Origin of the sequence: Amycolatopsis sp. NPDC049159, assembly GCF_040648295.1 — a bacterium.
Taxonomy (GTDB): Bacteria; Actinomycetota; Actinomycetes; order Mycobacteriales; family Pseudonocardiaceae; genus Amycolatopsis; species Amycolatopsis pretoriensis_A.
Genome location: NZ_JBEZDL010000023.1, coordinates 65,900 through 79,319, shown reverse-complemented (window position 1 = coordinate 79,319; position 13,420 = coordinate 65,900). Strand labels below are relative to the sequence as shown.

Sequence of the window (13,420 nt, the reverse complement as noted above, 5' to 3'; positions counted from 1 at the left end):
CGACCAGGTCAGCAACGCGAGCCAACGCCGCCGCGCCAGCGGGGCAGGCATCAGCCCGGGCCAGCCACCAGGTCAGCAACGCGAGCCAACGCCGCCGGGCCAACGAGGCAGGCATCAACCCAGGTCAGCGACCCAGGTCGGCAGCGCGGGTCGGCCAGCTGGGTCCGCAGCGCAGGTCGGCAGCAGGGGCCCGCGACCCAACCCCGGCGGTGCGGGTCAGGGGGGCCAACCGGCAGTGCGGGTCGGCTGGATGGGTCAGCAACGCGGGCCGGCGGCGCGGGCCAGCGCCCCAGGCTGGCAGCGCGGGTCTGCCGCAAGGCCAGCGACCCGGCGGGTGCGGGATAGTGACCCAGCCGGCAGCGCGGGTCGGCGGCGCGGGCGGGTGCCTAGGTCGGCAACGCGGGTCGGCGGCGCGGGCGGGCGCCCAGGTCGGCAGCGCGGATCGGTAGCGAGGGGCCAGCGGCCCAGGCCAGCAACTCGGTTCGGCGCGGGTCAACGACCCAGGCCGGCGACCCGACCCGGCGGTGCGGGTCAGCGGCCCGGGTCGCCCAGCAGGCGGTCCAGCTCCGCTGCCGCCTCCTCGTAGCCGGCGTCGCTCACCCGCTGCAGCTCCAGCAGGTCGCCCGCGGCCACCGCGCGGCGGGTGAGGAGGCGGCCGGCGTGGGTGCTGCCTTCGTCGAGCAGCTCGCTCAGCGTCGCGATGTCGTCGCGCGCGTCGGCCAGGTCGGCCAGGCGGTCGAGGGCGCGCTCGTTGCCCTCGTCGGCCAGGGCGCGCAGGGTGGCCGGATCCACGTTCGTCATGGCGGTCAGTCTGCAACCCTGCCCCTGGGGCGGGGTCAAGCGCGGCATGATGGTCAGGTGATCACCATCGGCAGGCTGGCCCGCTACGCCGGCGTCTCGGTCAAGACGGTCCGCATCTACCACGCGAAAGGCCTGCTCCCGGAGCCGGAACGGGACGCATCCGGGTACCGGCGCTACACCGCCGCGCACGCGATCGACCTGCTCAAGATCCGTACCCTCGCCGAAGCCGGTGTGCCGCTGGCGCGCATCAAGGACCTCGGCGACGCGACGCCCGAGCAGGTCCGCGAAGCGCTCCACGACGTCGACCGCGAGCTGACCGCGCACATCCGCCGTCTCCGCGAGACGCAGCGTCGCCTCCGCCGGCTCGGGTCCGGGCCGGTGCACGGGCTGCCGCCCGAAGTCGCGCGGCACCTCGAGCACCTGCCGGAGCTGGGCTTTTCCGCGCGCTGGGTCGCCATGGAGACGGACCTGTGGATCCTGGTGTACGCGACGCACCCGGAGCAGGCCGCGGAGTCCTTCCGCGACCAGGCCCAGGCCCTGACCGACCCGGCGCTGCGGCAGCTCTACCTGGACTACGACCGCGCCCACGACCTGCCTCCGGCGGACCCGGCGATCGACGCCCTCGCCGGCCGGATCGTGACGGCCACCCGGCAGCGCTACGGCCCCGGTCCCCTGCCCGGCCTGGACGCGCCCTCGGCGGTCCCGGCCTTGATCCAGAGCGCGGTCAACGCCGGGTCACCGGCGTGGCGACGCCTCGACGGCCTGCTCCGCGCCCAGCTGATCCCCGGGAGGTAGCCGTGCCGCATCGAGGTCGCGTTCCCGGCGCCACCGGGCCCGTGCTCGGCCGCGCGCTCAAGGTGCTCGAAGCCTTCACCCCCGACCGCCCCGCGCTGCGGCTGAGCGAGGTCGCCCGCCGCGCCGGGCTGCCCGCGGCCACCGCGCACCGGCTGCTGCGGGAGTTCTGTACCTGGGGCGCGCTCGAACGCGACGACACCGGCGTCTACCGGGTCGGGTTGCGGTTGTGGGAACTGGGCTCGCTCGCCCCGCGCGGCCTCGGCCTGCGCGAGCGCGCCCTCCCGTTCCTGGAAGACCTTTCGCAGATCACCCGCGAGAACGTCCAGCTCGCCGTCCGCGAGGGCACCGAGGTCGTCTTCATCGAGCGCATCGCCGGCTCGGGCGCGGTTCCCGTGCTGACCCGCGTCGGCGGGCGGTTCGCGCTGACCGCCACCGGGGTCGGGCTCGTCCTGCTCGCCCACGCGCCCGCCGAGGTGCAGGAAGACGTCCTCAGCCGCCCGATCGAGCGGTACACGCCGGACACCGTCACCGATCCCGATCGGCTGCGGCACCTGCTCGCCGACGTCCGCACCCACGGATTTTCCATCAGCGAGCGGCAGGTGACCCTCGACAGCCTGTCGGTCGGCGCGCCGATCCACGACGCCCGCGGCCAGGTCGTGGCGGCGGTGTCGCTCGTCGTGCGGCACGGCAGCGCGTCGCCGCACGCGCTGGCTCCGCTGGTCCGGACGAGCGCCCGGGCGATCTCCCGCGCGCTCGGCTGAGCTTTCCGTCTTATGGAATCGCCCTTCGCGGCGAGGGGCCCGCCCGCCCAGGCTGGGGGCCCCGCCACGAGAGGACGAACTCCGATGAGCGCCATTCCCCGTGACCAGTGGTACGTCGCCGCCTACGGCTCCGAAATCGGCGCGGAACTGTTCAGCCGCACCATCTGCGGCGAACCGGTCCTGTTCTGGCGGACCCGCGACGGGAGCGTGACGGCCGTGGCCGACCGGTGCGTCCACCGGCGGTTCCCCTTGTCCCAGGCGCCTTCCCGGCTCGTCGACGACCAGGTCGTCTGCGGCTACCACGGCTTCACCTACGGCGCGGACGGCAAGTGCGTGGCCGTGCCGGGCCAGGCGCGGGTGCCGCGGACCGCGCGGCTGCCGCGGTACCCCGTCGTGGAGCAGGACTCCTTCGTCTGGGTCTTCATCGGCGATCCCGCCAACGCCGACGCCGCGCGGATCCCGCGCGCGCCCTACCTCGACTCCCCCGGCTACACCACGGTCTCGGGGATGGAACCGTTGCGGGCGCGGTATTCGCTGCTCGTCGACAACCTGCTGGACCTCTCGCACGAGACCTACCTGCACGGCGGCTACATCGGCACGCCGGAGGTCGCCGCCACGCCGATCACGACGGAGGTCGACGAGGAGAACGCCGTCGTCTACGTCTCGCGGCACATGGCCGACGCCGAATGCCCGCCGTTCTACGCCAAGTCGACCGGCCTGCAGGGCCGCATCTCGCGCTGGCAGGACATCGAGTACACCCCGCCCTGCCTGTACAAGCTGCACAGCCGCATCGCGCCGGTCGGGTCCGTGCCGCGCCCGGACGGCAGCGACCCGGACGCCTTCCACGTCGAGGTCGTCTACGCCATCACCCCCGAGACCGAGCACTCCACGCACGACTTCTGGGCCGTCGCCAGGGACTTCGCGCTCGACGACGAAGGCGTGTCGGCGTTCCTGGCCGAGAACAACCGCACGGTGGTGCTGCAGGACGTCGAAGCACTCGACGTCCTCGAGCGGGTCATCGCCACGGAACCCGATGGCTACCAGGAACTTTCGGTCAACATCGACACCGGTGGCCTGGCGGCGCGCCGGATGCTGCAGCGGCTGGTCTCGCCGTGAACCGGGTCCTCTGGGTCCCCGGCACCGACTGGCTGCACGCGATCTGCCACTGCGGCGCCGAACGCGACTTCGACGACCCGGTCGAGCTCTGGGACTGGCTCCTCGCCCACCCCGAAGGACACCGATGAACCTCGTCGTGGAAACCAAGGAAACCGTGGCCGACGACGTCGTCCGCCTGACGGTGCGCGCGCCGGACGGCGGGCCGCTGCCGTCGTGGGAACCCGGCGCGCACGTCGACCTCGAGCTGCCCGGCGGCGTGCGGCAGTACTCCCTGTGCGGCCGCCCCGAAGACACCTCGGCGTACCAGGTCGCGGTGCTGCGGGAGCCCGCCGGCCGCGGCGGCTCGGCGTACGTGCACGACGAGCTGGCGCCCGGGCACCGGGTCCGGGTGTCGCAGCCGCGCAACCACTTCCCGCTGGTGCCCGCCGAGCGGTACCTGTTCGTCGCGGGCGGCATCGGCATCACGCCGATCCTGCCGATGCTCGAGCGGGCCGGCGACTGGCAGCTCGTGTACGGCGGCCGGACGCGCTCGTCGATGGCCTTCACCGACGAGCTGGCCCGCTACGGCGACCGCGTGACGATCCGGCCGCAGGACGAGGACGGCCTCCTCGACCTCGCCGGGCTGCCGGTCGAGCCGGGCACGGCGGTGTACTGCTGCGGCCCCGCGCCGCTTCTGACGGCGGTGGAACGGCTCGGCCTCGAAAACCTGCACGTCGAGCGCTTCACCGCGGAGCCGGACGACGGCCCGCGCACGGCGTTCGAAGTCGAGCTCGCCGGCTCGGGGCGGGTGCTGGCGGTGCCCGCGGACCGGTCGATCCTCGACGTGGTCGAGGAAGCCGGGGTCCCGGTGCTGTCCTCGTGCCGCGAAGGCACGTGCGGCACCTGCGAAACCGGCGTGCTCGGCGGGACACCGGAGCACCGCGACGCCGTGCTGACCGACGCCGAGCGGGAAGAGAGCGAGGTGATGATGCTCTGCGTGTCCCGCGCGCGCTCACCCCGCCTGGTGCTCGACCTCTGACGGAGCGTCACTGCGCGGCGGACTCGGCCGATCTGTAGTGCCATGGGACGGGTGAAGACGTTTCGCACTTTCCTGGACAAGGCGGACGAGCGGCTGGGCGACGGGCTCGAAAGCGTGCTCTGCGCCCACCACCGGCGGCGGCTGCGCGGGCTCGGCTGGGGTGACGTGCTCGCCCCGGGCGGGTCGGCGGACCGGCTCGGCGGCCGAGCCCCGGTCCGCGACGGCAACCGCGTCGAGGTGCTGATCGACGGCGAGGAGTCGCTGCCCGCCGTCGAGGCGGCGATCCGGCGGGCGAAGTCGCACGTCCACATCGCGAACTGGCACGCGAGCGCGGACTTCCGGCTGACGCGCGAGCCTGGGGCGCCGACCCTGCGCGAGCTGCTCGCCGAGACCGCCGGCCGCGGCGTCGAGGTGCGGGTGCTGCTCTGGGGCGGGCCGCCGGTGCCGGCGTTCCAGCCCTCGCGCAAGCTCGCGCGCTCGGAGCAGCGGAAGTTCACCGACGGCTCGGCGGTGCGCTGCGTGCTCGACGCCCGCGAGCGGACCATGCACTGCCACCACGAGAAACTGGTGGTCGTCGACGACGCGCTCGCGTTCGTCGGCGGCGTCGACTTCACCGCGCTGGAGGGCGACCGGCACGACAGCCCGGACCACCCGCCGCGGCCGATCGGGTGGCACGACCTCATGACGCGGCTCGAAGGACCGGTGGTCGCCGACGTCGCGGACCACTTCCGGCGGCGGTGGACCGAGGTGGCGGGGGAAGACCTGCCCGCGCCCGCGGTGCCCGGGCCGGCGGGCGGCAGCCGGGTGCAGCTGCTGCGGACGGTGCCGAACAGCACCTACGACTTCCTGCCCCGAGGCGAATTCACGCTGCTCGACGGCTACCTCCGCGCGCTGCGCTCGGCACGACGGCTCGTCTACCTGGAGAACCAGTTCCTGTGGTCGCCGGAGATCGCCGAGGTGCTGATCGACAAGCTGCGCACCCCGCCCGACGACCGGTTCCGGGTGGTCCTGCTGCTCCCCCGCAAGCCGAGCAACGGCTCGGACACCACCCGCGGGCAGCTGGGCCGCCTCCTGGACGCCGACGACGGTCACCAGCGGCTCCTCGCGACGACGATCAGCGCCCACGACGGCGATGAGGCGGCGCCGGTGTACGTCCACGCGAAGCTCGGCATCGTCGACGACGAGTGGCTGACCGTGGGCTCGGCGAACCTCAACGAGCACTCGCTGTTCAACGACACCGAGGTCAACATCGCCACCGACGACCACGCACTGGCGCGCTCGACGAGGCTGCGGCTGTGGGCCGAGCACCTCGGCCGCCCGGTCGAAGAGCTGGAGAACGCCGACCCGGCCGACGTCGTCGACCACCTCTGGCGCCCGCTGGCCGAGGAGCAGGCCGAGCGGGAACGGCGGGGCGAGCGGCGCACGCACCGGCTGGTGCTGCTGCCGGGCGTGTCCCGGCGGGCCGGGCGGTTGCAGGGCCCGCTGCGGGGGCTGCTCGTGGACGGCTAACGCAGGCGCAGCTTCCGCAGCGTCTTGAGCCCGGACAGCATGCTCTCGACGTACTTCTCGTAGCCCTGCCCCGGCCGCGGGCCCATCACCTGCTTCTTCAGCACGGCCAGGTTCTGCCCGTCGGTGTACTTGAGCAGGCCCTGGTCCCCGTGGCGGGCGCCGACGCCGGAGTTCTTGATGCCGCCCGACGGCGTTCCCTTGGCGGCGAACGCCGTCGCGAGGATGTCGTTGACGTTCACGTTGCCGGACTCGATGCGCGCGGCCAGCGCGCGGGCCGCCGGGACGTCGGTGCTCCAGATCGAGGCGTTCAGGCCGTAGTCCGTGTCGTTGGCCAGCTCGACCGCTTCATCGACCGTGCGGTAGGTGTGCAGCGCCACCACGGGACCGAAGGTCTCCGTCACGCCGCAGAGCATGTCCTTCGTGACGCCCTCGAGGATCGTCGGCTCGAAGAACGCCGGGCCGAGGTCGGGGCGGGGCTTGCCGCCGCACAGGACCGTGGCCCCCTTGGCGACGGCATCGTCCACGTGGGACTTGACGCGGCGCATGTGGTCCACCGAAACGAGCGAGCCCATTTCGGGGCCGAAGTCGTACGCCGCGCGGACGTCGAGTGCCGAGGCCGCGGCCACGAAGGCCGTCTTGAACTCGTCGTAGCGGGACTCCGGCAGGTAGATCCGCTCGACGTGCATGCAGATCTGGCCGGTGTTGCCGAACGCGCCGAACACCGCGCCCCGCACGGCTTCCCCGATGTCGGCGTCCTCGAGCACGATCATGGGGTTCTTGCCGCCGAGCTCGAGGCAGCAGCCGATGAGGTTGCGGCCCGCCCGCTCGCCGATCACCTTGCCGGTGGCCGTGGAACCGGTGAACATCACGTAGTCGGCCCGGTCGATGAGCGCCGGCCCGACGTCCGGGCCTTCGCCGCAGACGACCTGGAAGAGACCCTCCGGCAGGCCGGCTTCCTCCAGCAGCCGCACGCCGTACAGCGGTGAGAGCGCGGTCTTGTTGTCGGGCTTCAGCACGACCGCGTTGCCGGCCATCAGCGCCGGGATCGCGTCGGAAACGCCGGTGGCGAACGGGAAGTTCCACGGCGCGATGATGCCGACGACACCCTTGGGCCGCCGGACCTCGGTCGACGACGTCACCAGTGGCACCGGACCGCCGCGCTTCACCGGCGCCAGCAGCTTGGCCGCCCGCTTGAGGTAGTGGCTCATCACCATCGGCGGGTCGCAGGTCTCCTCGATCGCCATCCGCCGGTTCTTGCCGCTCTCGACCTGGATGAGGTCGGCGATCGCCCGCGCTCGGTCGACGAACAGCGTGTGCGCCCGCTTGAACACGGCCAGCCGCTGCTTGACCGGCGTGGCGGCCCACTTCCGCTGGGCTTCGCGCGCGACGGCGAACGCCCGCTCGATGTCCGCCGGCGTCGACTGCGGCAGCTCGACGAGGACGTCGCCGGTGTAGACCTCGGTGAGTGCCCAGGTCGCGCCGGACCCCGGCACCCGGGCGACCAGCTGGTTCAGGAACGCGTCGGTCACCGAGGCCGGGCGGGAAAGCTTGACCGGGGTGAGGGTCATGACCGGCTCCCGAGGACGAGCTGGGCACCCATCTCGCCGATCATGATGCAGGGCGCGTTGGTGTTGCCGCCGGTGATCGACGGCATGATCGAGGCGTCGCAGACGCGCAGCGCGTCGACCCCGCGGACCTTGAGGTCGGGCCCGACGACGGCGAGCTCGTCGACGCCCATCCGGCAGGTGCCGACGCCGTGGTAGACCGACGTCGCGCGGTTGAGGATCGCGTCGCGCAGGGCCTGGCCCTTGAGGTCCTCGCCCGGGTGGATCTCTTCCTTGACCGCGCCCCCGAACGCCTTCGAGGCCATGATCTCGCGCACCATCTCCGAGCCTTCGCCGAGCACTTCGAGGTCGGCCGGGTCGGCGAGGTACTGGAAGTCGATGAGCGGCGCGGCCGTGGGGTCGGCCGAGGCGAGCCGCAGCGTGCCGCGGCTCTTCGGGTAGATCAGCGTGGTGAGGACGGTGAGGGCGCCGCGCTTGTCGACGGCGTGCCGGATCGGGGCGTCCTGGTTGGGCGAGACGTAGGCCCAGGGCAGCAGGTGCAGCTGCAGGTCCGGGACCGCGTCGGCCTGGGAGGTGCGCAGGAACGCGACCGCCTCGAAGACGGAGTTCGCGAGGAAGGTGGAGCCGGGCCGCAGCAGCTCCTTGGCCAGGCCGCGGGCGAAGAACGGCGCCGTGCCGCGGAGCTTGCTGGAGGCCACCTGGAAGGTCAGGGCGTGGAACATGTGGTCGTGCAGGTTGTCCCCGACGGGCAGGTCGGCGACGACGTCGATGCCGTGTTCCTTCAGGTGCTCGGCGTGCCCGACGCCGGAAAGCATCAGCAGCTGCGCGGACCCGACGACCCCCGCGGCGAGGATGACCTCCTTGCCGGCCCGGACCGTGCGCCGGCTGCCGTCGGCGTCGACGACTTCGACGCCGGTGGCGCGGCCGTTCTCGACGAGCACCTTCTTGGCCAGCACGCGCGACTGGAGCTGGAGCGACGCAGGCGCGTGGTGGAGGTAGCCGCGCGAGGCGCTGTAGCGCAGGCCGTCGGCGGCGTTCTGCTGCATCCGGCTGACGCCCTCTTGGGACTCGGCGTTGTAGTCGTCGAGGATCTCGCAGCCGATCGCGTCGGCGGTGGCCTCGAGGAACTGCAGCGTCCCTTCCTGCGGGATCTTGTTGCGGGTGATGCGGATGGGCCCGCCGGCGCCGCGGAAGGCGTTCTCGCCGTCCTCGAAGTCCTCCATCCGCTTGTAGGCGGCGTTGACGCGGTCGGCGTCCCAGCCTTCGTTGCCCTCGGCGGCCCAGGAGTCGAAGTTGGCGCGGTTGCCGCGGACGTAGACCATGCCGTTGACGGAGCTGGAGCCCCCGACGACCTTGCCCCGCGGCACCGGCATCCGACGATCTAGAACGTGTTTCTGCGGGACGGAGTAGTAGCCCCAGTCGACGAGGTTCTTCAGCTGCGGCACGGCGTGCATCGGCGCCACCATGCCGGGCTTGGTGACCAGCAGCTGACTGTCGCTCTTGCCCGCCTCCAGCACGATCACGCTGGCCCCGGCCTGCGCCAGCCGCCCGGCGACGGCGGCACCGGAGCTCCCCGACCCGACGACGACGTAATCGGCTTCGTCGCTGCGTGGCGCCCGCTTCGCCATTTCCGCTCCTCGGTCCGCCCGGACACGTAAACTGTAACGTGTTCTAGTCAGGCAACCGTATAGCGTCGAGCCCCGGGAGCGCAACGGTCCTCGGCCCGGGCGGCCGGCCCGCGCACGAGCCGGAGCTCAGCCCCAGGTCAGCAAGCGGTAGTGCAGGCCCGTCGAGGACTCCAGCCACTCGCCCGCCGACTCCGGCGGCCGTCCCACCTCGGGCGCGTGCGTGTCCCCTTCGAAGGACTCCCGGAGCTCCGTCACGACGATGCGGTCCGCGAGCGGTAGCGCCGCCGCGTACACCGCCGCCCCGCCGATCACCCACACGTCGCCGGAAACCGCGGACAACGCCGCGGGCAGGTCCGGGAACGTATCGGCCCCCTCCTGCGGGGTCCGGGACAGCACCAGGTTGCGCCGCCCGGGCAGCGGCCGGAACCGCGGCGGCAGCGACTCCCACGTGCGCCGCCCCATCAGCACCGCCGCGCCCGCCGTCACCGACTTGAAGTGCTTCAGGTCCTCCGGCAGGTGCCACGGCAGCTCGCCGTCGCGGCCGATGACGCCGTTCGCCGACTGGGCCCAGATCAGGCCGATCACACCGCCACCGGGGCCTTGATGCCCGGGTGCGGGTCGTACCCCTCGAGCGCGAAGTGCTCGTAGGTGTAGTCGAACAGGCTCTCCGCCGGCTTCAGCTCGAGCGCCGGGAACGGCCGCGCCTCGCGGGCGAGCTGCGTGCGGACCTGCTCGACGTGGTTGTCGTAGACGTGGCAGTCGCCGCCGGTCCAGATGAAGTCGCCGACGCCGAGGCCCACCTGCGCGGCGATCATGTGGGTCAGCAGCGCGTAGCTCGCGATGTTGAACGGGACGCCGAGGAACAGGTCCGCGCTGCGCTGGTACAGCTGGCAGGACAACCGGCCGTCGGCGACGTAAAACTGGAAGAACGCGTGGCACGGCGGGAGCGCCATGCGCGGGATGTCGGCCACGTTCCACGCGGACACGATGATCCGCCGCGAGTCGGGGTTCTCGCGCAGCGTGCGCAGGACCTCCGCGATCTGGTCGACGTGGCCGCCGTCCGGGGTCGGCCACGAGCGCCACTGGACGCCGTAGACCGGGCCGAGGTCGCCGTCTTCCGCCGCCCACTCGTCCCAGATCGTCACGCCGTGCTCGCGCAGCCAGCCGACGTTCGCGTCGCCGCGCAGGAACCACAGCAGTTCGTACGCGATCGAGCGGAAGTGGACCTTCTTCGTGGTGATCAACGGGAAGCCGTCCGAGAGGCGGTAGCGCAGCTGGTGCCCGAAGATCGACCGCGTGCCCGTACCAGTACGGTCCCCTTTGCGGGCCCCCGTTTCGAGCACGTGGCGGAGGAGGTCTTCGTACTGCGTGTCCGGCATGCCCGCGAGCCTAACCAAGGCGCACGGCGAACGGCGTACCCGGCCGCACGACACCACCGAGTGGATCTTCGGGTCATAACTTGACTCATTCCAGATAGCGCCCTAGGGTCGGTGGTGATGTCCGACTACGAAGCGCAGTTGCGAGCCGTCTCGCTCCGCGTGACGCGGCCCCGGCTGGCCGTGCTCGCGGTGCTGCGCGAGAACCCCCACGTCGACACCGAAACGGTGATCGACCTGGTGCGCGGCGAGCACCCGTCGGTATCGCACCAGACGATCTACGACGTGCTGCGTGCGCTCACCGACACCGGGCTGGTGCGGCGCATCCAGCCCGCCGGTGCGACCGCCCGCTACGAGTCACGCGTGGGTGACAACCACCACCACGTCGTGTGCCGCTCCTGCGGGGCGATCGCCGACGTCGACTGCGCAGTCGGCCACACCCCGTGCCTCACCGCCTCGGACGACCACGGTTTCGTGATCGACCAGGCGGAGGTCGTCTACTGGGGCACCTGCCCCGGCTGCGCGGCCGACCGCACCCGAAATGATTCGCCGCTCTCGGAAGGAAGTAAATGAGCTCCACCCAGGACAACGGCCCGTCCAGCGCGCAGGGCGTGGACCAGAAGGCGGCGGCCGGTTGCCCGGTCGCGCACGACTCCGTGACCTCGCACGGCAGCGAGAGCGAGAACCCGGCGATCGACTCGCCGACGGCGAAGACGGGCGGCCGTCCGCGCACCAACAAGGACTGGTGGCCCAACCAGCTCGACCTCACGGTGCTGCACGCGCACTCGTCGAAGAGCAACCCGCTGGGCGAGAAGTTCGCCTACGCCAAGGAATTCGCGAAGCTCGACGTCGACGCCCTCAAGCAGGACATCGCCTCGGTGCTGACCACCTCGCAGGACTGGTGGCCCGCCGACTTCGGCCACTACGGCGGCCTGATGATCCGCATGAGCTGGCACGCCGCGGGCACCTACCGCATCCACGACGGCCGCGGCGGCGCCGGTGACGGCGGGCAGCGCTTCGCCCCGCTGAACAGCTGGCCGGACAACGCCAACCTCGATAAGGCGCGCCGCCTGCTGTGGCCGGTCAAGCAGAAGTACGGCCAGAAGATCTCGTGGGCCGACCTGCTGGTGCTGGCCGGCAACGTCGCGCTGGAGACGATGGGCTTCAAGACCTTCGGCTTCGGCTTCGGCCGCGTCGACACCTGGGAGCCGGAGGAGATCTTCTGGGGCCCCGAGGACGACTGGCTGGGTGACGAGCGCTACGTCAGCGACTCGGAGATGGCGCCCGAGGTCGGCGCGACCGAGATGGGCCTCATCTACGTCAACCCCGAGGGCCCGCGCGGCAGCGCCGACTTCAAGGCGGCGGCGAGCTTCATCCGCGAGACCTTCGCCCGGATGGCGATGAACGACGAGGAGACCGTCGCCCTCATCGCCGGCGGCCACACCTTCGGCAAGACCCACGGCGCCGGCGTGGCCGACGACCACGTCGGCCCGGAGCCCGAGGGCGCCCCGCTGGAGGCCCAGGGCCTCGGCTGGCTGAGCACGCACGGCAGCGGCAAGGGCCCGGACCAGATCACCAGTGGCCTCGAGGTGACCTGGACCGACAAGCCGACCGAGTGGAGCAACCGCTTCTTCGAGATCCTGTTCGCCTACGAGTGGGAGCTCACCACGAGCCCCGGCGGCGGCAAGCAGTACGTCGCCAAGGACGCGCCGGAGATCATCCCGGACCCGTTCGACCCGAACAAGAAGCACAAGCCGACCATGCTCACGACGGACCTGTCGCTGCGCTTCGACCCGGTCTACGGCCCGATCTCGCGCCGGTTCCTGGAGAACCCGGACGAGTTCGCGCTGGCGTTCGCCAAGGCCTGGTACAAGCTGCTGCACCGCGACATGGGCCCGGTCAGCCGCTTCCTCGGCCCGTGGGTCGCCGAGCCGCAGCTGTGGCAGGACCCGGTGCCGGCCGTCGAGGGCGACCTCGTGGGCGACGCCGACATCACCGCCCTCAAGGCGAAGGTCCTCGACTCGGGGCTGTCGGTCGCGGAACTCGCTTCCACGGCGTGGGCGTCGGCGTCCAGCTTCCGCAGCACCGACAAGCGCGGTGGCGCCAACGGCGCGCGGATCCGCCTGGAGCCGCAGCGCACCTGGGAGGTCAACCAGCCCGAGCAGCTCGGCAAGGTGCTCGAAACCCTCGAGGGCATCCAGCGCGAGTTCAACGAGGCCGGCGGCGCGAAGATCTCGCTGGCCGACCTGATCGTGCTGGCCGGCTCGGCCGCCGTCGAGAAGGCGGCGCGCGACGCCGGCGTCGAGACGACCGTGCCGTTCCACCCGGGCCGCACGGACGCCTCGCAGGAGCAGACCGACACCGACTCGTTCAAGGTGCTCGAGCCGCGGGCCGACGGCTTCCGCAACTACCTGCGGGCCGGCGAGAAGCGCCAGCCGGAGGTCCTGCTGGTCGACCGCGCGTACCTGCTCGACCTGACCGCGCCGGAGATGACGGTGCTGGTCGGTGGCCTCCGCGCCCTCGGCACGAACCACGGCGGTGCGGCGCACGGCGTCCTCACCGACCGGCCGGGCGTGCTCACCAACGACTTCTTCGCCAACCTGCTCGCGCCGGGCACCCGGTGGAAGGCGTCGGAGTCCGAGGAGAACGTCTACGAGATCCGCGACGTCGCGACCGACGCGGTGAAGTGGACCGCCACCGCGGTCGACCTCGTCTTCGGCTCGAACTCGCAGCTGCGGGCCCTCGCCGAGGTCTACGCCAGCGACGACGCCCGCGAGAAGTTCGTGGCCGACTTCGTGGCGGCGTGGACGAAGGTCATGGAGCTGGACCGCTTCGACCTCGCCTGAGCACG

Annotated in this window: 13 protein-coding genes; 8 read left to right on the top strand and 5 right to left on the bottom strand. The window is 72.0% G+C overall.

All coding sequences use genetic code 11. The annotated features are described in order from the left end of the window. Nucleotides 1-531 precede the first annotated feature (531 nt). On the bottom strand, nucleotides 532-801 hold the full coding sequence (locus AB0B33_RS36335) for a hypothetical protein (RefSeq protein ID WP_360780398.1): 270 nt from the start codon (nucleotides 799-801) through the stop codon (nucleotides 532-534). 57 nt (nucleotides 802-858) lie between these two features. On the opposite strand from AB0B33_RS36335, the gene AB0B33_RS36330 reads away from it, so the two are divergent. From AB0B33_RS36330 to AB0B33_RS36305, 6 genes are all read left to right on the top strand, one after another. Then, complete coding sequence (locus AB0B33_RS36330) at nucleotides 859-1,596, top strand: MerR family transcriptional regulator (protein ID WP_360780395.1); 738 nt, start codon at nucleotides 859-861, stop codon at nucleotides 1,594-1,596. A 2-nt stretch (nucleotides 1,597-1,598) separates the two neighbouring features. Further along, nucleotides 1,599-2,357, top strand: a complete 759-nt coding sequence (locus tag AB0B33_RS36325) for an IclR family transcriptional regulator (RefSeq protein WP_360780392.1) — start codon at nucleotides 1,599-1,601, stop codon at nucleotides 2,355-2,357. Between the two features lie 84 nt (nucleotides 2,358-2,441). Continuing rightward, nucleotides 2,442-3,473, top strand: coding sequence for an aromatic ring-hydroxylating dioxygenase subunit alpha (locus AB0B33_RS36320; RefSeq protein ID WP_360780390.1), 1,032 nt, complete (start codon nucleotides 2,442-2,444; stop codon nucleotides 3,471-3,473). Further along, on the top strand, nucleotides 3,470-3,601 hold the full coding sequence (locus tag AB0B33_RS36315; protein WP_281506302.1) for a hypothetical protein: 132 nt from the start codon (nucleotides 3,470-3,472) through the stop codon (nucleotides 3,599-3,601). Before AB0B33_RS36320 ends, AB0B33_RS36315 begins: the two co-directional genes overlap by 4 nt. After that, a complete protein-coding gene (locus tag AB0B33_RS36310) occupies nucleotides 3,598-4,491 on the top strand; it encodes a PDR/VanB family oxidoreductase (protein WP_360780386.1) in 894 nt (297 codons plus the stop codon). Before AB0B33_RS36315 ends, AB0B33_RS36310 begins: the two co-directional genes overlap by 4 nt. Before the next feature lie 51 nt (nucleotides 4,492-4,542). Then, the gene (locus AB0B33_RS36305) at nucleotides 4,543-6,000 is read left to right on the top strand and encodes a phospholipase D-like domain-containing protein (protein ID WP_360780383.1); all 1,458 of its coding nucleotides are present in this window, start codon (nucleotides 4,543-4,545) and stop codon (nucleotides 5,998-6,000) included. On the opposite strand, the gene AB0B33_RS36300 is transcribed toward AB0B33_RS36305, so the two are convergent. The 4 genes from AB0B33_RS36300 to AB0B33_RS36285 form a co-directional block, all read right to left on the bottom strand. Beyond that, nucleotides 5,997-7,568 (bottom strand): succinic semialdehyde dehydrogenase, encoded by a 1,572-nt coding sequence (locus AB0B33_RS36300; RefSeq protein WP_360780380.1) that lies wholly within the window; start codon nucleotides 7,566-7,568, stop codon nucleotides 5,997-5,999. The genes AB0B33_RS36305 and AB0B33_RS36300 overlap by 4 nt on opposite strands. Beyond that, on the bottom strand, nucleotides 7,565-9,193 hold the full coding sequence (locus tag AB0B33_RS36295) for a GMC family oxidoreductase N-terminal domain-containing protein (protein ID WP_247023865.1): 1,629 nt from the start codon (nucleotides 9,191-9,193) through the stop codon (nucleotides 7,565-7,567). Before AB0B33_RS36295 ends, AB0B33_RS36300 begins: the two co-directional genes overlap by 4 nt. A gap of 126 nt (nucleotides 9,194-9,319) precedes the next feature. Then, a complete protein-coding gene (locus AB0B33_RS36290) occupies nucleotides 9,320-9,778 on the bottom strand; it encodes a dihydrofolate reductase (RefSeq protein ID WP_360780377.1) in 459 nt (152 codons plus the stop codon). After that, nucleotides 9,775-10,572, bottom strand: coding sequence for a thymidylate synthase (locus tag AB0B33_RS36285; RefSeq protein ID WP_360780375.1), 798 nt, complete (start codon nucleotides 10,570-10,572; stop codon nucleotides 9,775-9,777). The genes AB0B33_RS36290 and AB0B33_RS36285 overlap by 4 nt, the downstream gene beginning before the upstream one ends. 117 nt (nucleotides 10,573-10,689) lie before the next feature. Here AB0B33_RS36285 and AB0B33_RS36280 point away from each other — a divergent pair, with 117 nt between their 5' ends. After that, nucleotides 10,690-11,142 (top strand): Fur family transcriptional regulator, encoded by a 453-nt coding sequence (locus AB0B33_RS36280; protein WP_247023868.1) that lies wholly within the window; start codon nucleotides 10,690-10,692, stop codon nucleotides 11,140-11,142. After that, nucleotides 11,139-13,415 carry a catalase/peroxidase HPI gene (katG, locus tag AB0B33_RS36275; RefSeq protein ID WP_360780372.1) on the top strand — a complete coding sequence of 759 codons (2,277 nt, stop codon included), beginning with the start codon at nucleotides 11,139-11,141 and terminating at the stop codon, nucleotides 13,413-13,415. The genes AB0B33_RS36280 and katG overlap by 4 nt, the downstream gene beginning before the upstream one ends. Nucleotides 13,416-13,420 lie beyond the last annotated feature (5 nt).